Here is an 18,522-nt window from a genome sequence, read left to right as displayed (position 1 = left end):
CTTGGGGCGATGGGCCCGGTCCCACGCTGCCTGGTCGGCCTGAGTCGCTCGATAGCATCCTGGACCACCGTTGCGCTTGATCTCGCGACTTACGGTGGACGGAGCTCGCTCGAGGATCAGGGCGATCGCGCGAATCGAGAAGCCAGCCGCCATTGCACGTGAGATCTCCTCGCGCTCGGCCAATGTCAGAGCCATCGGGGACCGGCTTCGCTCCGGTGGTCGAATGCCGCCCGTACGGGACAGAATCTTGCTTTTCGAAATTGGCTGGGCCATTGGCCTCAAGTACACGGAAGGCTTTACCCGTCTTTGGCCTACCGTCGGAACGGTGGCGGCCATGGTTGTCAGCCTGGGTCTGCTGGGGGTCGCCATGAAGTCGCTGCCTGTTGGGACTTCGTACGCGATTTGGGTTGGAGTCGGCGCCGTAGGGACTGCAATCCTCGGCATCGTTCTGCTGGGCGAGTCGGCCAACATAGGGCGTTTAGTCAGCCTTGGTCTCATTGTCGCCGGCATCATCGGCCTCAAACTGGCCACGCCAGCCTAGGAGATGCGGCCTCGCTCATTTCAAATGTTGGACGGTCTCCGGCTAACAGTGGACGGTCGCTGGTGCCGCTCAACGAATGAGGAAACGCAGTGATACTGGGCTTGCCTTTTTTTGCTCGACAAAGATGACTTTCTCGTCGGCTGAGTCGTCTACGTACAGCTTCCTGCTGCGGTCGATGCGAGCGCTGCGCAGGTCACCAGCGGTCGGAAGGGCGCGATCGGCAATGGCGTGAAGGTCGACGTGGGAGGCGACGTCTCCGGTGGCGTGCTCAGGGCGCGCAAACTCAAGATTCGGCATGTGCCAGGCACTGGCGGACCTGCGTCCTTCGATCTGATCGGCAATGTCGGCCCATTCAACTCGCGTTCGGACTTCCGCGTGAAGGGACAACCTGTCGATTCAGGTCTCCGCGAAGGGTCTGCTTCAGAGAAAACCGAAAGGTGTGGATTCCAAGCTCGCCCAGCCGCGCCGGCAACAGTCGGCAGGATCGCACGTTCAGCTAATCGCGCTCAACTCGAGCAACAGGAGGGCTTGGCCTGAACCGGCGGACACTTGTTCGTCCCATACGAGCAGAAGACGCAGCAGTCGCCTGCCTTCGGGCGCAGCAGCGTCTTGCAGCCCTCGCACTCATAGAACCACTGACAAGCATCGAGGGGCATCGCTTCCTCCTTCGCGTGACCGCATTGCGGGCACGTGATGGTCGACTGCAGTGCGAGATCGCTCATTTCACCGAACCTGCTTCACCGATGAAGGGAACCCGGCCTCGGCTGTGGCCTTCGTCAAGGCCTCCGGCGTGGTCTTCGCGGGGTCGAAGGCGACGACCGCACGCTTGGTCTTGAAATCGACCTTGGCTGCTTCAACGCCCGGCACGTTCTCAAGCGCCTTGCGGACCGTGATAGGGCAGACAGCGCAGTCCATGTGGGAGACATCCAGCGTTGCGGTGCGAGCGCCGGCAGCCAGCGCCCCGGACGACGTTACCGCTGTGACCAACAAGAGAGCAAACAATTTCATGAGCTCACCTCAATAGAAAACCGGCGCGTAGAGCGGAAAAGCCATCAGTGCAGCGGCAACAAGCGCGACGATCCAGAAAACGACACGCTGCCGTCGACGCACGGCGGAACCGGCGCATGCCTCGCCGGGAGCGCACGCCTCGGGCTCGCGGTAAAGCCTGTGGAAGGCATAGCCAAAGAAGCCAATCGCGGCTGCCATGAAGAATGGCTGATAGGCCTCCAGGGCCACCAGGCGAGAGCCCCATGCACCGCCGACACCGAGCACCACCAGCAGCAACGGACCGGCGCAGCACGCTGATGCTCCGATGGCCGCGGCGGCGCCGGCCAACAGTGAGCCGGGGGTGGTCCATGGGCTTGACACGAAAGCTCCTTTTGCTTGATTGATGTTAGTCTAGGTCCGTACCTGAGTACGGAGTCAAGCCCACTATGGAACAGATGACTATCGGGCAGCTGGCAGCTGCTGCGGGCGTCAACGTCGAAACCGTTCGGTACTATCAGCGCCGGAGTCTGCTGGCTGCACCGGAGCGCCCAAGCGGCAGGATCGGGCGGTACTCGCAGACGGCGCTGACGCGTCTTCGGTTCATCAAACGCTCACAGTCGCTGGGCTTCTCGCTCGACGACGTTCGAGCTCTTCTGTCGCTCGATGAGGGGCAAGCGTGCTCCACCGCACGTCGCATCGGTGAGCACAAGCTGGCAGACGTACGACAGCGCATCCAGGCCTTGCAGGTACTCGCTTCGGCACTCGAGGACTTGGTCAGTCAATGCTCGACGTCCAAGCGCAAAGTCAGCTGCCCGCTGATCGAAGCGCTGATGCGTTCAGAAGAGATCGGTAGCTAAGCCAGGCTCCCGCCCCGGTTGGCGACCGCCGATCTGGACCTTTCCTTCTGCGCAAGCAGGGCGCGCAGTTGGGGAAAGGTCGGCATCGGAGAGAGCAGACGGTCAGCTTCGGTCCCTATACTTAGGGTTCCCTTGGGGAGTAGCCGGCTTTCGTTTCTGGAAGCGCCTGCGTCAACACACTCGGCGTCTCGCATGCCGTGGCGCCGGCAACCGTTCTTCGGTTGGCGAGACCATCGGCATGTCCCCGCGACGCAGGTCGGGCAGCGGAGGCGTGCCCTTGCGCTCTCGCCCGACCGTAGAAGAACGACCCTCACATGAATCTCGCTTCCACCGCGTTGCTGGCCCTCGCCATGTCGACCGATGCCTTTGCCGCCGCCGTCGGCAAGGGCACCGCCCTGCAGAAACCCCGCTGGTCCGAGGCCTTGCGAACCGGCGCCATCTTCGGCGTCATCGAGGCCATCACGCCGCTGGTCGGCTGGGCGCTCGGCTATGCCGCGTCCGGATACGTCAAGGACTGGGACCACTGGATCGCCTTCACCTTGCTGAGCGTGCTGGGCATTCGCATGCTCGTGGCGGCGCTCCAGGCGCCCGACGAGGCCGAGGCCGAGAAGCCGACCCGCCACGGATTCTGGCTCCTGGCCATCACCGGCTTCGCGACCAGCATCGATGCCATGGCCGTGGGTGTCGGCCTGGCCTTCCTGGACGTGAACATCCTCCCGGTGGCCGCCGCCATCGGCTTTGCGACCTTCGCCATGGTCACCGTCGGCGTGATGGTCGGGCGGCTGCTTGGCAACCTCGCTGGCCGTTGGGCGGAAGCCATTGGTGGCGTGCTGCTCATCGGCATTGGGTCTTTCATCCTCTACGAACACCTCACGGCGATCGCATGAAGACGCCTGTGACGTCGCGCGGTTCGTCATCCTGATCGATCTCCCGGACGAAACCAGCGTGGTGCCGATTGCAGGTCTCTAGACAACGACAGACTGCTGATCCAGGCGGATGCCTTCACGCCCGGTGCGCCGAACTCGCCGCCGCCGGCGGTGCCGAACGCGAACAACCTCAACCTGATCTCCAACATCGAGGGGTTCGGACTGAAGGTCGATCGCATCCTGCCGCTGCACGGCCGCGTGGTCCCGGTATCGGAGCTCTACGCCGCCGTCGGCAAGCCCTTGCCGGCCCGCCGACCCGGAGGCCGGCGGACGGCTCGACGCCCTCGCTCGCTATGGCGCCCGCGGCGCCCCGCGTGCCGCCAGGTCGCGTCGGACGATCTCGCGCACCAACGCCGTGAATTGCTTCGACAGCAGGTTGCGCACAACAAGAGCGCCGATGACCGGCGGCACGGCGAACCCTGGCACCAGACGCCCGGAATATGTGAGGCGTACCCCTCCCGACGGCAGGTTCTCCAATGCGTAGCTGCCCTCCATCTCCTTCAGGTTGCCGCCCACAGCGTGCGCCACGATGCGCCGCTGCGGCGACTCGTGCACCTCCAGTGTCACCTGCACGGACTGCTGGAAGATCAGGAAGCCGATCTGGCCGGTCTGCTCAACCAGGAGCTTGTTGCCTTCGCGCTGGATCACGCGTGAACTGTGGATGTCCGGAATGAATTCGGCGAGGTGGTCGTAGTCCGAAATCGTGCCCCACACCGTCCCAGCGTCAGCCTGCAGTTCGGCCGACGCGGCGACGGTGATGAGATCACCCTTGCCGGTCGTCTCGACGAGCACCTCCTGTGCCCCCACAGGCCCATGCAACGTCAGCAGCGCGCCCGCCGCCAGCAACAAGGCGATGCCTCTGCACCATGCAAAGAGACGCGCGTTCGTCATTGCCGGTCGGCGATGACGAACCAATGCTAAGCTTTTGGAATCGTTCACTGAGCCAGGAAAAATCGATGAAGAAAATTACCTTCGCCGTCGTTCTCAGCCTCTCCGCTTTCGCATCGGCGCCTGCCTTCGCCAAGGCGAACTGCAAGGTCTATCCGAAATCCGAATGGATGTCGGAAACCGATGCCAAGGCCAGCATCGAGGCACAGGGTTACACGATCTCCAAGTTCAAGGTCGACGGCAACTGCTATGAGATCTACGGCAGAAACAAGGCCGGCAAGAAGGTCGAGATCTACTATGACGCCAAGACACTCGAGCCGGTGAAGAGCGAGATCGAAAAGTAGTCTATGCCGACTTCGGGCAACGCGGATCCAACGCGAAGCAGTGCCCTGGTCTGGGACGTCGCCGTCCGCCTTCATCATTGGATGCTGGCCGCACTGGTCATCTTCTGCTCGATTCAGGACGACGGCGGTCAAGTACATCGCGCCGCAGGCTACGCAGCGGCCGGCGTGGTAGTCACGCGCCTGCTGTGGGCGGTGCTTGCCAAGGGGCATGGCAGTCTCGCCGCCCTCAAGCCCTCCGCGACCGCGACGCTCGCCTATGTTCGCGCCCGCGCGCCGCGTTGCATCGGCCACGACCCCCTCGGGCTGTGGATGGTGTGGCTGCTTTGGTCGCTCGTATTGCTTCTTGGGCTCACTGGGTGGATGAGCCGCCTCGACACCTTCTGGGGCGACGAGCGCTTGCAAGACATACATGCATGGCTCGCCGATGCGTTGCTGGCCGCTGTGGCCCTGCATCTTCTCGGCGTCGGCGTGATGAGTTGGCGGTGGCGCGAGAACCTGTCGGCGTCAATGATGACCGGACGCAAACGGGGCTTCGAGGGCAGCAGCGATCGGGCAACAAGAAGCCGGTCGGTGGAGCAGGAGTTCGTAAGCCACGCGAAAAATGTGGCAACTGAACGAAGGGCGAACGCCGACGACATCGTTGGCTTCACCGACACGTTGCCGAAGCGCGAGTCGTCATGGCCAGTTCGAAAAAACGAGGGGTATCAATGCGCCGATGACGAAGCAAGCGCGAGGGGCATCCTACGTCAGTAGCCACCAACCGAGAGCGATTCCTGCAGCTACCCACAGGGCCACGATGACTGCGGCTCCGACCCGGCTCTCGGGCCTCGAGCCTGCGGCGCGGATCCACTCGTCCGCCTGAACCCGACACTCGTCCAGCACGGGAAGAGGGATCATTCGGACCGCGACCCAGATCAGCGCGGGCAACAAGATCACGTCGTCGACGTACCCCAAGACCGGGATGAAGTCCGGAATCAGGTCAATCGGACTGAGCGCATAGCCAACGACGAACAGGCCAAGCGCCTTTGCGTACCAAGGCGTGCCTGGGTGCTTACCCGCGAGCCACAGCGTAATACCGTCACGTTTCACGCCTTTTGCCCAGCGTCGCAACTGGTGAACAACTGACATCGAAGCCACTCCTCTTCGGCTGGCCATCAGAGGTCTGATGGCGGTCTCAGTCGTCTCGATCTTCCCAATCCCGGCGGTGGTGGTGGCGATGGCCGTACCTGTAGTCCGGTCCGTAGTAGACCGGCGCCGGCGGCCCGTAGTAGTAGACCGGCGGTGGTGGTCGGTAGTACACGCGGGGCGGCGGTTGGTAGTAGACCGGCGGCGGGGCCGAATAGACAGGCGCGGGTTCGTAGTACACGGGAGGGTTGACTACAGCGACGCCCGGGACGCCGACGCCTATGGACCAGTTCACGTCGGCGCTGGCCGATGCAGTAGCGAAGAGGGCACCGGCTGCCACTGCGCCGAAGGCAGCCCATTTGACAAACGCAGAAGACTTGAGGGTCATGGTGAATCATCCGGGGCGAGCGAAACCGCCCATTCACCACTCAACGCTCGACCTCCGAAGTGCGCGCACCTTTTACGGCGAATACGGTTGCTAAACGTATCGGCTACGGCTCATTGGGGCCGGTGCTCACAGGAGGGCTTGGCGCAGGCGCCAAAGAGCGTCAGCGATTGATCCTTGATGCGATAGCCGCGCTCGGCCGCAATAGCCGCATGCCGGCGCTCGAGAGCATCGTCGTGAAATTCCTCAATGCGTCCACAGTCGAGGCAAAGGAGATGGGCATGACGATGTCCGTCGTCGAGTTCGTAGACGGCTTTTCCGGACTTGAAGTTGCTGCGTTTGATCAACCCGGGATGCTCGAACTGGGACAGCACGCGATAGATCGTGCTCATCCCGATGTCGCGATGCGTCTCGAGCAGCGATCGGTAGATGTCTTCGGCAGAGAGATGCTGGCCGGCATTTGCGAACCCGAGGAGGCCGGTGACGCACAGGGACGCTGTCAGCAGTCCGGCCAGACTGATGAGCACGCGCCCCCACCAGCCCAGCACACGGCCCGTATGGAGCGGGTATTGCCAGATGAGGAAGCGATCGGCGCCCGTTCCACTGTCATAGCCGCTGATGCTCTTGAGTTCGCCGGTCTGGTCGTCGATGAACAACTGCTCGTAGCGCAAGCGCAGCAGGCGTTCCCGCATGCCGTCCTCCTTGAAGGCCACACGGTCGACGCCGAGATGGGGAACATGGCTCGCGTACCAGGGCAGGAACGACCGAGCGGACGGCGGAAGATGGACCCGGGCGCGCTCCACAGCGGCCTGCAGTGCAAGGGCCGGTGCCGGCGCAGGAGAAGCCCGGCGCGGCAACGCCTGCAAGGGGTTCGGCGTGATCGGTGCAAACAGGCGAACGACAGGCCGGAACACTTCGTTGCCCAGGCTGAAGTAGACCCCCGAGACGGCCAACGTCACGGCCACCGGCAGGCTCCACAGCGCAACGGACCGATGCAGGTCGAAGTTCGTCCGAATCCATGATGCTCCGCGCTTGATCTGCCATGCCGGCTTCCAGCGCCGCCAGAAGCTCGGCGACGGCGCGCCTGCAGCCCCGCCACTGCGTGCCGGCCGGATCAGCCGGCGCGGCAAGCTGAGGTACGTGCTTTGCAGGCTCCACGACACTGTGACCACGGCATCGTGACTAGGACAATCTCAAGAACTGAGACTGTGCTTTCACTCAGAGGCTGTCGGCGCTGGCGGCGAGTGTCCATTTTCGCCACAGCAGGTGGTCGAGCGATAAGGCTCCGGCCCCTCGGCACAGGAGAACGAGCAGCATTGCGGCCCACTGGATGTGCGTCGGCCAAGCCTGGGGATAGACGAAGATCTCGATGACCGCGGTCATGCCCAGCAGCACGCCGGCGGCGGGTCGGGTCAACAGGCCCAACATGAGCAGCACCGGTGCGCTCAACTCGATGCTCACCGCAATGTAGGCCGCCGCTTCCGGCGGCAGCAACGGCAAGCGATATTCGTCCGTGAACAATGCCATCGCGGTGGCCCAGTTCGCGAGCTTGGTCATTCCGGAGTTCCAGAACACGGTCGCCACCGCGAGCCGCAACGGGACCGCGAGGACGGTGTAGGGCGTCGCCTCGAGCAGGTGGCGCAGCCGTGCGAGAAGAGGGGTCATCAGGTGTCTCCGGTCCGGCGCGGCACGTCCGCTGCACTGGCGAGCCGGAATGCGACAAGGCGCCCGGCGCCCAAGTGCTGCGCAAGGAGCGCGGGCGCATCGGCGCCTACCCCGGACTCGAGCGCGGTCCCGAGCGGCCTACCGTCGAACAGCGCAACTGCGAAACGCCACGCGCCCTCGTCGAGGCGCTCGACCTCCACCTTGCCCGCCAGGCGCTGCACCAGCAGGCACACGGGCCCGCTGCCCGGATCGATCGCGGCCAGGGCGTCGCCGTCGTGCTGCAGCACCGCGCGCCAGATGCTGTCGACCGGAAACTCCGAGCGCAACGCCGATACCGAACGGTGAGCCACGAAGCACACCCGGTCGTGATCGGCGGGCGCGACTGTTGCCAGTCGCTCCACCGTGAGGGGATCGTCGTCGGGCGCATGCAGCGCGCGGTTCACCGCCCATTCGAGGCGAGCCACGTCGGCCAGGTAGGCGAGTGTCGCTGCGGGCGCGAAGTCCCGCAGGAAGTCGGGGAACTCTGCACCGTAGGCGTTCAGATCGGCGCAGCGCGGGGCCCGGTCGCGCGCAAAGATCTGCGCCGCGCCTTCGAAGAAATCGGCACCGACCAGGCGATGCGCGGCCGGATACGACAGCCGCAGCGCGTTGGCAAGCGTTGCGACGATGGTGTTGCGGTAGACGCCCAGCCGCTGCGCGGGCGCCAGTCCCGCGCCGACGATCAGGTCCGCCGCCTGGCCAGCCTCGTCCTGCATCAGGCCGCGGCACATCGCACACTGGACATCAAACAGCGACGGCATGCTGCGCCTCTTCGATCAACGCTGCTGCATGGGCCGCCTCATCCAGCAGCACGTCCAATGGCGGTATGTTTGTGTCCCACTCGACCAGGGTCGGCACCGGGCCGAAGAGTGCCAACGCCTGCGTATACAAGGTCCAGACCTCCGGTGCGACGCGCGAGCCATGGTCGTCGATGCGCAGGGCCTGCCCGCCTTCGATCTGCTTGAGCGCGTGGCCGGCAAGATGGATCTCGCCGATGGCGTCCGCGGGCAGAGCGGCCAGGTAGGTCGAGGCGTCCCAGCCGTGGTTGCACGCGCTAACGTAGATGTTGTTGACGTCGCACAGGATGCCGCAGCCGGTGCGCCGTGCGACGGTGGCAAGAAAGTCCCACTCGGCGATCGTCGAGTGCTTGAAGCGCAGGTAGGTGGATGGGTTCTCGATCAGGATCTGGCGCTGCAAAAAGGCCTGGGTCTGGTCGACATGGCGGCAAACGAGGTCCAGCGCCTCGTCTGTCATCGGCAGCGGCAACAGGTCGGCCAGGTAGTTGCCCCCGACAACGCTCCACGACAGGTGTTCGGATACGAGACCGGGCTCGATCCGGTGCACGACATCCCGAATGCGTTCGAGGTGTGTGGCGTCCAGCCCCTCTGCGCTCCCCAGGGACAGACCCACACCGTGCAGGGAAACAGGATAGTCGCGCCGGATTGCCGCGAGTGTGCGGATGGAGGAGCCGCCGCCCATGTAGTTCTCGGTATGCGCCTCCAGCCATGCGACTGCGGGCCGTGTATCGAGCACCGCCTCGTGGTGTTGGAAGCGCAGCCCGATCCCCGCGGCGACCGGCACCGCGCTGCGTGCGTCACCCACTGCGGCCACGGCAATCAACTCGCCTTCATGCTTCCGCCCTGGATCTTGCTGCAGTCACCGGCCGGCAGCAGCACGAAGGACTTGGGGTCACGCGCCTGCGTGGACTGACCGGCACAGGAGTGCGCGCCCTCGGCGCAGTCGTTCTTGGCGATGGCGTTGATGCCGTAGCACTTCTCCAGCTTGTTGCTTTGCATGCGCGCCATGTTGTCCTTGACGACTTGCGGCATCTTGCTCATGTCCGTGCCTTGCGCCTGCGCCGACATCCCTGATGCGGCCAACACAAGTCCGAGTGCGGTAGACAGAACGGAACCTGCGAACAATTGACGACTCATGGTTCGACCTTTCGCGTAGCGGTCTCCCATTGAGACCGACAATCAATAGTTCGCCACAGCGCGGTGAAAGGTTACGCACCGCGCAAGAAAAATAGTTGCGTCGGCGTGCCGCGTTGCGAGCTATCGTGCGCTGTGTGAAGAGCAACCTCGATCGAATTCACGCATTGAAAATCGTCGGCCGCGCCGCATCGTCGACCGAGGCGACCGATGTCCAGGGAGAACGCGCGCCCGAGGGGTCCGTCCCGGGGCGCGAGTTCGACTGGGCCATTCTGATGGCGCGTGCCCAAGTGGGTGAACAAGAGGCCTATCGACGCCTGCTCGACGAGATCACGCCGTACCTGCGTTCACTGGCAGCAAAAGCGCACCGCGATCGCAGCGACATCGAGGACACGGTGCAAGATGTCCTGCTCACCGTGCATTCCATTCGCCATACCTACGATCCGAGCCGCCCCTTCGGCCCCTGGCTGGTGGCGATCGCGCACCGGCGCATCGTCGATCGGCTCCGTCGCCAAGGCCGCGCGGCACAGCACGAGACGTCGCTGGCACCAGAACACGAAACCTTGGCGGCCGCCGAAGCGAACTACTTTGGAGAGGGTGTGGACTTTGCGGCAGTGCACGACGCGGTCGAGCGCTTGCCGCCAGGGCAACGCGACGCCATCAAGTTGATGAAATTGCAGGAGATGTCGCTGCGCGAGGCCGCCACGGTCAGCGGAATGTCGGTTGCTGCCTTGAAGGTGGCAACTTACCGCCGCATCAAGAACCTGCGCAAGCTGTTCAATGGGCCTGCCGGATCATGATCAAGACGAACGATCTCATTGACGCAATGGTGGCTGATGCGCGGCCGGTGCGCCGCCTTCGGCCGCCTGTGCTACGGGCGGCGCTGTGGCTGCTGCTTCCGGCGCTGATCTTCGGGTTGTTGGCCGTGGGCCACGGTGTACGCCCCGACTTGGCTGAGCGACTGAAGCAGGTTGATTTCATCGTCGGGACGGCCGCCTCCCTGCTGACCGGTGTGCTGGCGGCCGTCGCCTCGTTCATGCTGAATCTGCCTGACCGGACGCGTGGCTGAGCGCTGCTGCCGGTGCCTGCGCTGATCGTGTGGATGAGCACCCTCGGGTACGGTTGCCTGGTGAATTGGGTCAGCGTCGGCCCCGATGGCGTCCAGCTCGGCGAGACGGCACGATGCTTCGCCACGGTGCTGATGACCAGCCTGCCGCTGTCACTGGCCATGTTCGCCATGCTGCGCCACGGGGCGCTGCTGTCGGTCAGCACGGTCTCGCTGACAGGGGGCCTCGCCGTGGCCGCGATCTGTGCGACGGCGATGTCGATTTTCCACAGCCTGGACGCGACCATGATGATCCTGATCTGGAATCTGGGCACGGCAGCACTCATCGTCGCTCTGGGCCGCTTGCTCGCTCCCCAGCTGGCCGCCGCTGGTCGTTGAGCCGGTGTCAAGAAGTCGCTGGCTCGGGGTCATTTATGACGAGGGTGGCGAGCTTCGCTTGATGCTGGAGGGCGCTGAGAAGAAGCTGCAGCGGGCGGAGATCGGGCCCAACCCGGCTGTTCGATTCACTCGAATGCGGGCGTTCGTCTGCAAGCGCATCTTGGCAACTTCAACCGGCGAGTGGGAAAAGCGCAGCAACTGCAGGAATGACCGCCTCGAGCGGCAGTCGCAGTGATTGCCGAGGTTCTTGATGTCACTGGCGATCCACAACCCGCAACTGCCGCTCCCCACACTTCGCACGGACGGGCGGACTGCTGCCTTCCCCGGGGGCAGCGAACCCCACGAAGTGGGGAGCGTGGGAGCCAGTCAGGCCGGGTCCGGGGTTCGAAGGTGCTCCAGCACCGAGCGCGCCGCGGCGGTCAGGTCCTGCTCGCGCCGCACGCACAGCAGGTGCCGGCGCACCGCCCAGGGGGCATCGAGCCGCAGGCAGCGCAGCCGCAGGATCTGCAGCTGGGGCAGGATCGCCGCGAAGGGCAGCACGCCGATGCCGACGCCTTGCTCGACCATGCGGCACACCATGTCGAAGCTGCCGACCTGCATGCGGACCTTGAGCGGCACCTGCGCCTCGAGCGCGGCGCTCAGCAGCACGCGGTGCAGCGCCGTGCCTTCGCGCACCACGATATGGTCGTGGCGCAGCACCTCGTCCACGCCGATGCGCCGGCGCCGGGCCAGCGGATGGTCGCGCGCCACCACCACGGCCAGTTCGTCGCTGCGGTAGGGCAGGCATTCGAGGCCCTCGGCCGGCGTGTGGCCCTCGATCACTCCGATGTCGGCCAGGCCGCCCAGCACGGCCTTGACCACCTCGGTGCTGGCGCGTTCCTGCAGGTCGATCTTGAGCACCGGGTGCAGCCGCAGGAAGGAGCCGATCTGGGCCGGCAGGAACTGGGCGATGGCCGACGCGTTGGCCGTGATGCTGACCACGCTCGCCACGCCGTTCTGGAAATCGTCGAGTTCGGCACCGAGCCGGTCCATGGCCGACAGCACGGCGCGCGCATGCAGCAGCAGTCCGTGGCCCGCCGAGGTGAGCGTGACGCCGCGCGCGTGGCGCACCAGCAGCGGCAGCCGGGCCCGCGACTCGAGGTCGGAAATCCGCTTGCTGGCGGCCGCCAGCGCGATGTGACAGCGCTTGGCGCCCTCGCTGATGCTGCCGTGGTCGGCCACGGCCACGAACAGGCGCAGCGATTTCGGGTCGGCGGACATGCAGTGTCAGGGCGCTTCGGGTGGCTGCGCGAGGTAGTCGAAGAGTTCACGCGCGGAGGCCGGCAGCTGCTCGCGGCTGCGGGCGACGATCTTGAGCTCGCGCTCGGCCCAGGCATCCGTGAGCGGCACGGTCGTGATGCGCAGCGCGCGCGATAGGCGGCGCGCCGACGAGGCCGGCAGCACGCCGACGCCGACCCCGGCCTCGATCATGAGACAGATGGCCTCGAAGCTGCCGACCTGGATCCGCGGGCTGTAGCCGCGGCCGGCGAGCTCGGCCTTGCGCAGCAGGAAGCGGTGGATCGCGCTGGCGTGGTGCAGGCCCACGTGCTGCTCCTCGAGCGTGTCGACGAAGGCCATCGCGGACGTCTCGGCGAAGCGATGCGCCGTCGGCACCACCAGCACCAGCTGGTTGCGGCCGAAGGGCCGGGCGTCGAAGTCGCCGGTGTGAACGTCGCCGGCCAGGATGCCGATGTCGGCGCCGCCGTCGGCCACCGAACGCACGATCTCTTCGCTCAGGTATTCGCGCAGGTCGACCTGCACCGCCGGATGCTGCGTGAGGAAGCCGGCCAGCTTCTCGGGCAGGTATTCGGTGATCGAGGTGGTGTTGGCGAACACCCGCACATGGCCCTTGATGCCCTTGCCGAAGTCCTGCATGTCGATGCGCAGGTGCTCCATCTGCTGCATCACGCGCTTGGCGTGGTAGAGCAGGGCCTCGCCGGCCGCGGTCATGTTCACGCCCTGCGCGGTGCGGTGCAGCAGCTTGCCGCCGATGGCTTCCTCCATCTGCTTGATGCGGGTGGAGGCGGCCGCGAGCGAGATGCAGGCCTTGTCGGCGCCGCGCGTCAGGCTGCGCGCCTCCGCCACATAGGCGAAGAGCTTGAGGTCGAACAGGTCGAAATGAAGATTCACGCGCGGATTGTCCCGCTAAAACCAACCCGCATCAGGCCGGCAGGCGGCCTGCGGCCCCCTCGGGGGGCAGCGACACACGAAGTGAGGGAGCGTGGGGGCTCGTCAGATCAGGCCGGCGCCGGGCCGCCCCAAGGCGGCCTGCGGCCCCCTCGGGGGGCAGCGACACACGAAGTGAGGGAGCGTGGGGGCTCGTCAGACCGGGTCCCAGCTGAAGACGTCGGCCGAGCGGTCGAGCGGGTAGAAGCTGGCGCGCATCGCCGGCATGGCGTGCTCGGCGATGGTCTGCGGCGTCCAGCCTTCGGAGCGGTGGATCGAGCGCACCGGGCGCGGCTGGCTGATCAGCGAGATCTCGTTGTTGCGCACCGAGAAGATCTGGCCGTTGACCTCGTGCGCCGCATCGCTGGCGAGGTAGACCGCCAGCGGCGCGATCTTCGAAGGCGTCATCTGCTGGATCTTGGCGACGCGCACCCGCTGCTCTTCCGTGTCGGTCGGGATGGCGCCGATCATGCGGCTCCAGGCAAACGGCGCGATGCAGTTGGAGCGCACGTTGAACTTGAGCATGTCGAGCGCGATCGACTTCGACAGCGCCGTGATGCCGAGCTTGGCGGCCGCATAGTTGGCCTGGCCGAAGTTGCCGATCAGCCCCGAGGTCGAGGTCATGTGCACCATCGCGCCCGAGGCCTGTTCCTTGAAGAAGACCGCGGCGGCACGGCTGACGTAGTAGCTGCCGTAGAGGTGAACCTTGATCACCGCGTCCCATTCGTCGACCGACATCTTGTGGAAGAAGCGGTCGCGCAGGATGCCGGCGTTGTTGACCACGGCGTCAATGCGGCCGAAGTTGTCGACCGCGCACTGGACCATGCGCGCCGCACCGGCGGCATCGGCCACGCTGTCGGCGTTGGGCACGGCCCCGCCGCCCAGGGCATGGATTTCGTCGACCACCTGCTGGGCCGGCCCGGCGCTGTGGCCGGCGCCGTCGAGCGCGGCACCGATGTCGTTGACCACCACGCGCGCGCCGTGGGCCGCCATGGCAAGCGCGATGTCGCGGCCGATGCCGCCCCCCGCGCCGGTGACCAGAACCACTTTGCCTTCGACCATGGAATCTCTCCTCGAGCTGCCTGCGGAAATCGCCGACAGAGGATGCCACGGGCGTCGCCGCCCGTGTTCCAGCATTGCGAAGGGGGGCTTCGGGAGACCTACGCGGCGTCGCGATCGCGCAAGACCAGCGTCTGGACGGCGACGCCGATCGGGCCCTGCTCGTCGTAGAGCCGCGACAGCGTGGTGCCGGCACCGCTGCCATGCGCCTGTGTTTCCGCGGCGAGGCCGATCCAATCGCCCACCGGCTGGCGATGCAGGTGCAGGCTCAGGTCGGCATTGGAAAACATGTAGCGTTCGACCGGCAGCAACCAGCTGACCCCGTTGCCGAAGTCGGACGCGGCGGCGGCGCGCATCGCCGGCGAGTTCGGCACGCCGGCCACCAGCGGCACCGCGAGCCGGAACCAGGCCGCGCCCGGGCCCGGCTGCGAGATATCGCCCTGGGCGACGAGCGTGTCCATGGCGGCGCCGTGGAACGAGACGCCGACGGGCAGGCCCGGGATGCGCAGCGGCTCGCTGCAGTCGCCGGGCAGCGGCAGCAGGCGTGGCGGCGACAGCCCCGGCAGGCCGTCGGGCAGCGCCAGCGCCTGGCTGCGCAGCATCAGCGCATGGGCGCGCGCCACCAGCGTCTCGCCGGCCAGCAGATCGATCGTCAGGCGGGTGGTCGAGCGCGCGGGCTGTGCGGTGCAGCGCGTGGTCAGCGGCGCCACCGGCACCGGCTTGACCAGTTCGACGCTCAGGCGCGCGAGCTGCCAGCCGGGTTCGGCCATGGCGCTTTCGGCCACATGCGCCATCAGGGCACTGGGCGCGCCGCCGTGCTGGGCCCGGGGATCCCACGGCCCGCGCGACAGTTCGCTGGGCAGCCAGACATCGCCCTCGCGCGCGAAGACAGCGGCGGGGCGGGCGGAGGCGATCGAGGTAGGGGTCATGGTGACTGCGTTTTTACCGCAGTTGGTGCTTGAGCAGCTTTCCGGTGGCCGTGCGCGGCAGCGCGTCGCGGAATTCGTAGGCGCGCGGGATCTTGTAGCGCGCCAGCTGCGGCTCGAGGTACCTGCGCAGCGCTTCGCCGTCGACCGCCCGACCGGCGCGTGCCACCACGACCGCCGTCACCGTCTCGCCCCATTCCGGATGCGGCCGGCCGATGACGGCCACGTCCTGCAGGTCGGGATGCATCGCGAGCACGTCCTCGACCTCCTTCGAGTACACGTTCTCGCCGCCGGTGACGATCATGTCGCGCAGCCGGTCGACGATGAAGAGGTAGCCGTCCTCGTCGATCCGCGCCAGGTCGCCGGTGCGGTACCAGCCCTGCGGGTCGAAGGCGGCCGCGGAGGCCTCCGGGTTGTCGAGGTAGCCCTTCATCATCGCGGGCGAACGCAGGTGGATCTCGCCGACTTCGCCGGCCGTGCAGCGCTGTCCGTCGGCGCGCCGCACCTCGACTGCGACGCCCGGCACGCCCGCGCGGCCGATCGAGCCCGCCTTGGCGATCGCCTCCTCGGGATAGAGCACCGTGCCCAGCGGACCCGATTCGGTCATGCCGTAGACCTGCACGAAGCGGTCGCTGCCGTAGCTGTCGGCCAGCTTGCGCGCCATGTCGGCGCCCAGCGGTCCGCCGCCGTAGGCCCACATGCGCATCGCGCCGAAGTCGTAGGCCTTGACGTCCGGCACCACCGAGAGCGGGGCCAGGAAGGCGATCGGCGCGCCGAAGGTGAAGCTGATGCGCTCCTGCGCCAGCGCATCGAGGAAGGCCTTGGGCGCGTACTCGCGCAGGAACACCGCGCTGCCGCCCATCAGCAGCGTGCCGAGCAGCCAGTTGTTGAGCGGCGACGAATGCCACGCCGGCATCGCGATCAGGGTGCGCTCGTGGCGCGTGAGCGAAGTGCTGGCCGCGGCGCACAGCGCCGCGAGGAACACGTTGGCGTGCGTGTGCAGGCAGCCCTTGGGCTTGCCCGTGGTGCCGGAGGTGTAGAGGATCTCGGCCAGCGCATCGCCGGGCGGCGGCGCGGCGTCGGCCATCGGCGCGGCCTGCTCGAGCAGCGCGTCGAAGGAGGCCATGCCGGCGCCGGCGCTGTCGGTCGCGAGCCAGACCGGCGTGTGGTCGATCTTCTGCGCGAGCGGGGCCAGGGCGCCGTCCACCACGCACAGCCTGCTGCCCGAGTGGCGCAGCACGTAGTCGATCTCGGGCGCCTGCAGCTTGTGGTTGACCGGCACCACGGCGGCGCCCAGTCGCCAGGCACCGAACAGTGCGAGCACGAAGCCCGGCGTGTTGAAGCACAGCAGCGCCACCTTGTCGCCGGCGCCGATGCCGTGGCCGCGCAGCACGGTGGCGGCGCGGCGGCTGAGCTCGGCGAACTCGCCGTAGCTGAAGGAACGGCCCGCCGCGCGCAGGAATTCCCTGGCCGGCTGCACGCGGGCGTGCTGGTCCAGCACCGAAACGAAATCAGTCATGCCTGTCGCGTCTTCAGTGCCAGGCCGCGCGCAGCAGCGCACCGGGATCGCTGGTGCCGGCGGTGATGCCGGTCACCGGCCCCCAGTCGGGGTCGAAGCGGCTGCCGATGAAGGCGGCCGAGGCCTCGGCGCTGGCGTGCTGCAGCATCAGGCAGGCCTGGGCGGTGAGCACCAGGCGCTGCGTGAAGCGGCGGGCCTGGCGTTCGAGCTCGTTCGGCGGCAGCAGGAGCGCATCGCGCAAGGCCTGCGTCTGGGTCCGCAGGCGGGTGTCCTGCGAGGCGATTTCCTGCAGATGGTCGAGCACCCGATGGGCATCGTCCGGATTGCGCGAGACCGCGCGCAGCACGTCCAGGCTCATCACGTTGCCCGAGCCTTCCCAGATCGAGTTGACCGGCGCCTCGCGGAACAGGCGTCCCATCGGGCCGTCTTCCACATAGCCGTTGCCGCCGAAGACTTCCATGGCCTCGCCGGTCAGCGCCACCGCGCGCTTGCAGTTCCAGAACTTGGCCGCGGGCGTCATGAGGCGGCGCCAGGCGACGTCGAACGGATCGCTGGACCCGAAGTGCGAGGCCAGGTCCATGGCCAGCAGCGTCGCGGCCTCGGACTCGAGCGCCATGTCGCCGAGCAGCTCGGTCATCACGGGCTGGTCGACCAGAGCGCGGCCGAAGGCATGGCGGTTGCGCGTGTAGTGCAGCGCCTGGGCGAAGGCCTGGCGGATGAAGCCGGCGCTCGCGACCGCGCAGTCGAGGCGGGTATAGGTCGCCATCTCGATGATGGTCGGAATGCCGCGGCCTTCCTCGCCGACGAGCACGCCCCAGGCCTCCTTGAACTCGACCTCGCTGCTGGAATTGGAGCGGTTGCCCACCTTGTCCTTCAGGCGCTGGATGTGGATCGGGTTCTTGCTGCCATCGGGCCGCCAGCGCGGCACGAAGAAGCAGGTCGAGCCGCGCTCATCGGTCTTGGCGATCACCAGGTGGCCGTCGCACATCGGCGCCGAGAAGAACCATTTGTGGCCGGTGATCAGGAACTCCTCGCCCCAGGGGCCCTGGCCCGCGGGCACCGCGCGCGAGGTGTTGGTGCGCACGTCGCTGCCGCCCTGCTTTTCGGTCATGCCCATGCCGACCGTCATCGAGTGCTTCTGCGCGAAGGGGATGTCGCGCGCGTCGTGCACCGTGGCGCCGAGCTTGGGTGCCGCCGCCTCGAACAGCGCCGGGTTGAGCCGCATCACCGGGATGCAGGCCTTGGTCATCGTGGTCGGGCAGGTCGAGCCCGACTCGATCTGGCTGTGCATGTAGAGCGAGGCGCCGTAGCCGGTCCAGGCCGAGGGGCGCTGGTCGAAGAAGGGGAGGTTGGCGATGCCGTTGCGCCGCGCGATGGTCATCATCGTGTGCCAGGCGGGATGGAACCTGACGGCGTCGATGCGCTCGCCGGTGCGCGAGTGCGTGTGCAGCTCGGGCTCATGGTGGTTGGCGTCCTCGGCGGCGCGCAGGGTGGCCTCGGCGCCGTACTCGGCGCCCTGGCGCACCAGCTCGTCGTCGCGCCAGCCGGCGCCGCCGCGCGCCACCGCGCGGCGCAGGGCCGGGTCGCTGGTGTAGACGTTGTAGTCCTTGAGTTCGGGAACCTGGTTGTCGGGATGGATGCCGGTCATGGTGTGTCTTTCGGAGGTGAATGGAGGGTGCGG

General features: G+C 66.7%; 24 protein-coding genes, 2 pseudogenes and 1 riboswitch. Of the genes and pseudogenes, 7 read left to right on the top strand and 19 right to left on the bottom strand.

The window, feature by feature from the left end:
• A pseudogene (locus AC1D2O_RS29050) lies at window positions 1-258 on the bottom strand (helix-turn-helix domain-containing protein); the annotation flags it as partial.
• On the opposite strand from AC1D2O_RS29050, the gene sugE reads away from it, so the two are divergent.
• Complete coding sequence (sugE, locus tag AC1D2O_RS29045; protein ID WP_477650792.1) at window positions 248-541, top strand: quaternary ammonium compound efflux SMR transporter SugE; 294 nt, start codon at window positions 248-250, stop codon at window positions 539-541. The pseudogene AC1D2O_RS29050 and the gene sugE sit on opposite strands and share 11 nt — an antisense overlap.
• Before the next feature lie 69 nt (window positions 542-610).
• On the opposite strand, the gene AC1D2O_RS29040 is transcribed toward sugE, so the two are convergent.
• The 4 genes from AC1D2O_RS29040 to AC1D2O_RS29025 form a co-directional block, all read right to left on the bottom strand.
• On the bottom strand, window positions 611-838 hold the full coding sequence (locus tag AC1D2O_RS29040) for a hypothetical protein (RefSeq protein ID WP_477650793.1): 228 nt from the start codon (window positions 836-838) through the stop codon (window positions 611-613).
• A 209-nt stretch (window positions 839-1,047) separates the two neighbouring features.
• A complete protein-coding gene (locus AC1D2O_RS29035; RefSeq protein WP_477650794.1) occupies window positions 1,048-1,263 on the bottom strand; it encodes a GDCCVxC domain-containing (seleno)protein in 216 nt (71 codons plus the stop codon).
• Window position 1,264: 1 nt separating this feature from the next.
• Window positions 1,265-1,549: a mercury resistance system periplasmic binding protein MerP gene (gene merP, locus AC1D2O_RS29030; RefSeq protein WP_478158310.1), complete on the bottom strand. Its 285-nt coding sequence runs from the start codon at window positions 1,547-1,549 to the stop codon at window positions 1,265-1,267.
• A gap of 9 nt (window positions 1,550-1,558) precedes the next feature.
• Window positions 1,559-1,909: a mercuric transporter MerT family protein gene (locus AC1D2O_RS29025; RefSeq protein WP_478094123.1), complete on the bottom strand. Its 351-nt coding sequence runs from the start codon at window positions 1,907-1,909 to the stop codon at window positions 1,559-1,561.
• 65 nt (window positions 1,910-1,974) lie between these two features.
• On the opposite strand from AC1D2O_RS29025, the gene AC1D2O_RS29020 reads away from it, so the two are divergent.
• Both AC1D2O_RS29020 and mntP read left to right on the top strand, forming a co-directional pair.
• A complete protein-coding gene (locus AC1D2O_RS29020) occupies window positions 1,975-2,385 on the top strand; it encodes a MerR family transcriptional regulator (RefSeq protein ID WP_478094125.1) in 411 nt (136 codons plus the stop codon).
• A gap of 132 nt (window positions 2,386-2,517) precedes the next feature.
• A riboswitch (yybP-ykoY riboswitch) is annotated at window positions 2,518-2,679 on the top strand.
• Between the two features lie 20 nt (window positions 2,680-2,699).
• Window positions 2,700-3,272, top strand: coding sequence for a manganese efflux pump MntP (gene mntP, locus AC1D2O_RS29015; RefSeq protein ID WP_478094127.1), 573 nt, complete (start codon window positions 2,700-2,702; stop codon window positions 3,270-3,272).
• A 330-nt stretch (window positions 3,273-3,602) separates the two neighbouring features.
• On the opposite strand, the gene AC1D2O_RS29010 is transcribed toward mntP, so the two are convergent.
• Entirely contained in the window at window positions 3,603-4,250 is a 648-nt protein-coding gene (locus tag AC1D2O_RS29010; RefSeq protein ID WP_478158309.1) for an SRPBCC family protein, read from the bottom strand.
• A gap of 17 nt (window positions 4,251-4,267) precedes the next feature.
• Between AC1D2O_RS29010 and AC1D2O_RS29005 the strand changes: the two genes are divergently transcribed.
• Window positions 4,268-4,543, top strand: a complete 276-nt coding sequence (locus AC1D2O_RS29005; RefSeq protein WP_478094130.1) for a PepSY domain-containing protein — start codon at window positions 4,268-4,270, stop codon at window positions 4,541-4,543.
• A 3-nt stretch (window positions 4,544-4,546) separates the two neighbouring features.
• The gene (locus AC1D2O_RS29000; RefSeq protein ID WP_478158308.1) at window positions 4,547-5,296 is read left to right on the top strand and encodes a cytochrome b/b6 domain-containing protein; all 750 of its coding nucleotides are present in this window, start codon (window positions 4,547-4,549) and stop codon (window positions 5,294-5,296) included.
• Here AC1D2O_RS29000 and AC1D2O_RS28995 read toward each other — a convergent pair.
• From AC1D2O_RS28995 to AC1D2O_RS28965, 7 genes are all read right to left on the bottom strand, one after another.
• Entirely contained in the window at window positions 5,285-5,671 is a 387-nt protein-coding gene (locus AC1D2O_RS28995) for a YkvA family protein (protein WP_478158307.1), read from the bottom strand. The two genes, AC1D2O_RS29000 and AC1D2O_RS28995, sit on opposite strands and share 12 nt — an antisense overlap.
• Window positions 5,672-5,717: 46 nt before the next feature.
• Window positions 5,718-6,056, bottom strand: coding sequence for a hypothetical protein (locus tag AC1D2O_RS28990; RefSeq protein ID WP_478158306.1), 339 nt, complete (start codon window positions 6,054-6,056; stop codon window positions 5,718-5,720).
• Window positions 6,057-6,166: 110 nt separating this feature from the next.
• Window positions 6,167-7,225: a transcriptional repressor gene (locus tag AC1D2O_RS28985; protein WP_478094764.1), complete on the bottom strand. Its 1,059-nt coding sequence runs from the start codon at window positions 7,223-7,225 to the stop codon at window positions 6,167-6,169.
• 46 nt (window positions 7,226-7,271) lie between these two features.
• Window positions 7,272-7,718, bottom strand: coding sequence for a DoxX family protein (locus AC1D2O_RS28980; RefSeq protein WP_478094762.1), 447 nt, complete (start codon window positions 7,716-7,718; stop codon window positions 7,272-7,274).
• On the bottom strand, window positions 7,718-8,518 hold the full coding sequence (locus AC1D2O_RS28975; RefSeq protein ID WP_478094982.1) for an HvfC/BufC family peptide modification chaperone: 801 nt from the start codon (window positions 8,516-8,518) through the stop codon (window positions 7,718-7,720). Before AC1D2O_RS28975 ends, AC1D2O_RS28980 begins: the two co-directional genes overlap by 1 nt.
• Window positions 8,502-9,374 carry an MNIO family bufferin maturase gene (gene bufB, locus AC1D2O_RS28970; RefSeq protein WP_478158311.1) on the bottom strand — a complete coding sequence of 291 codons (873 nt, stop codon included), beginning with the start codon at window positions 9,372-9,374 and terminating at the stop codon, window positions 8,502-8,504. Before bufB ends, AC1D2O_RS28975 begins: the two co-directional genes overlap by 17 nt.
• The gene (locus AC1D2O_RS28965; protein WP_478093017.1) at window positions 9,374-9,691 is read right to left on the bottom strand and encodes a BufA1 family periplasmic bufferin-type metallophore; all 318 of its coding nucleotides are present in this window, start codon (window positions 9,689-9,691) and stop codon (window positions 9,374-9,376) included. The genes bufB and AC1D2O_RS28965 overlap by 1 nt, the downstream gene beginning before the upstream one ends.
• A gap of 134 nt (window positions 9,692-9,825) precedes the next feature.
• Between AC1D2O_RS28965 and AC1D2O_RS28960 the strand changes: the two genes are divergently transcribed.
• Both AC1D2O_RS28960 and AC1D2O_RS28955 read left to right on the top strand, forming a co-directional pair.
• Window positions 9,826-10,488: a sigma-70 family RNA polymerase sigma factor gene (locus AC1D2O_RS28960; protein WP_478093019.1), complete on the top strand. Its 663-nt coding sequence runs from the start codon at window positions 9,826-9,828 to the stop codon at window positions 10,486-10,488.
• Window positions 10,485-11,132 (top strand): annotated as a pseudogene (locus AC1D2O_RS28955) (NrsF family protein). The gene AC1D2O_RS28960 and the pseudogene AC1D2O_RS28955 overlap by 4 nt, the downstream one beginning before the upstream one ends.
• Window positions 11,133-11,498: 366 nt before the next feature.
• Here AC1D2O_RS28955 and AC1D2O_RS28950 read toward each other — a convergent pair.
• From AC1D2O_RS28950 to AC1D2O_RS28925, 6 genes are all read right to left on the bottom strand, one after another.
• Entirely contained in the window at window positions 11,499-12,392 is an 894-nt protein-coding gene (locus AC1D2O_RS28950) for a LysR family transcriptional regulator (protein ID WP_478093022.1), read from the bottom strand.
• Window positions 12,393-12,398: 6 nt separating this feature from the next.
• A complete protein-coding gene (locus AC1D2O_RS28945) occupies window positions 12,399-13,301 on the bottom strand; it encodes a LysR family transcriptional regulator (protein WP_478158305.1) in 903 nt (300 codons plus the stop codon).
• A 192-nt stretch (window positions 13,302-13,493) separates the two neighbouring features.
• Window positions 13,494-14,399: an SDR family NAD(P)-dependent oxidoreductase gene (locus tag AC1D2O_RS28940; protein ID WP_478093025.1), complete on the bottom strand. Its 906-nt coding sequence runs from the start codon at window positions 14,397-14,399 to the stop codon at window positions 13,494-13,496.
• Window positions 14,400-14,497: 98 nt separating this feature from the next.
• Entirely contained in the window at window positions 14,498-15,325 is an 828-nt protein-coding gene (locus AC1D2O_RS28935; protein ID WP_478158304.1) for a thioesterase family protein, read from the bottom strand.
• 13 nt (window positions 15,326-15,338) lie between these two features.
• Window positions 15,339-16,841: a class I adenylate-forming enzyme family protein gene (locus AC1D2O_RS28930; RefSeq protein WP_478090698.1), complete on the bottom strand. Its 1,503-nt coding sequence runs from the start codon at window positions 16,839-16,841 to the stop codon at window positions 15,339-15,341.
• 13 nt (window positions 16,842-16,854) lie between these two features.
• Complete coding sequence (locus AC1D2O_RS28925) at window positions 16,855-18,489, bottom strand: acyl-CoA dehydrogenase family protein (protein WP_478090699.1); 1,635 nt, start codon at window positions 18,487-18,489, stop codon at window positions 16,855-16,857.
• Window positions 18,490-18,522: the final 33 nt, after the last annotated feature.

The organism is Variovorax sp. P1_G12 (assembly GCF_056405555.1).
The sequence above is the reverse complement of the archived record's forward strand: the minus strand, read 5'-3'. Positions and strand labels throughout refer to the sequence as shown.

Bases quoted from the DNA above. Each gene is read 5' to 3' on its own strand.
- AC1D2O_RS29040 (WP_477650793.1), bottom strand. From the start codon at position 838: ATGCCGAATCTTGAGTTTGCGCGCCCTGAGCACGCCACCGGAGACGTC.
- AC1D2O_RS28930 (WP_478090698.1), bottom strand. From the start codon at position 16,841: ATGACTGATTTCGTTTCGGTGCTGGACCAGCACGCCCGCGTGCAGCCG.
- mntP (WP_478094127.1), top strand. From the start codon at position 2,700: ATGAATCTCGCTTCCACCGCGTTGCTGGCCCTCGCCATGTCGACCGAT.
- AC1D2O_RS29035 (WP_477650794.1), bottom strand. From the start codon at position 1,263: ATGAGCGATCTCGCACTGCAGTCGACCATCACGTGCCCGCAATGCGGT.
- AC1D2O_RS29000 (WP_478158308.1), top strand. From the start codon at position 4,547: ATGCCGACTTCGGGCAACGCGGATCCAACGCGAAGCAGTGCCCTGGTC.
- merP (WP_478158310.1), bottom strand. From the start codon at position 1,549: ATGAAATTGTTTGCTCTCTTGTTGGTCACAGCGGTAACGTCGTCCGGG.
- AC1D2O_RS28975 (WP_478094982.1), bottom strand. From the start codon at position 8,518: ATGCCGTCGCTGTTTGATGTCCAGTGTGCGATGTGCCGCGGCCTGATG.
- AC1D2O_RS28950 (WP_478093022.1), bottom strand. From the start codon at position 12,392: ATGTCCGCCGACCCGAAATCGCTGCGCCTGTTCGTGGCCGTGGCCGAC.
- AC1D2O_RS29020 (WP_478094125.1), top strand. From the start codon at position 1,975: ATGGAACAGATGACTATCGGGCAGCTGGCAGCTGCTGCGGGCGTCAAC.
- AC1D2O_RS28940 (WP_478093025.1), bottom strand. From the start codon at position 14,399: ATGGTCGAAGGCAAAGTGGTTCTGGTCACCGGCGCGGGGGGCGGCATC.
- AC1D2O_RS28925 (WP_478090699.1), bottom strand. From the start codon at position 18,489: ATGACCGGCATCCATCCCGACAACCAGGTTCCCGAACTCAAGGACTAC.
- AC1D2O_RS28965 (WP_478093017.1), bottom strand. From the start codon at position 9,691: ATGAGTCGTCAATTGTTCGCAGGTTCCGTTCTGTCTACCGCACTCGGA.
- AC1D2O_RS28980 (WP_478094762.1), bottom strand. From the start codon at position 7,718: ATGACCCCTCTTCTCGCACGGCTGCGCCACCTGCTCGAGGCGACGCCC.
- AC1D2O_RS28995 (WP_478158307.1), bottom strand. From the start codon at position 5,671: ATGTCAGTTGTTCACCAGTTGCGACGCTGGGCAAAAGGCGTGAAACGT.
- AC1D2O_RS29005 (WP_478094130.1), top strand. From the start codon at position 4,268: ATGAAGAAAATTACCTTCGCCGTCGTTCTCAGCCTCTCCGCTTTCGCA.
- AC1D2O_RS28990 (WP_478158306.1), bottom strand. From the start codon at position 6,056: ATGACCCTCAAGTCTTCTGCGTTTGTCAAATGGGCTGCCTTCGGCGCA.
- AC1D2O_RS28935 (WP_478158304.1), bottom strand. From the start codon at position 15,325: ATGACCCCTACCTCGATCGCCTCCGCCCGCCCCGCCGCTGTCTTCGCG.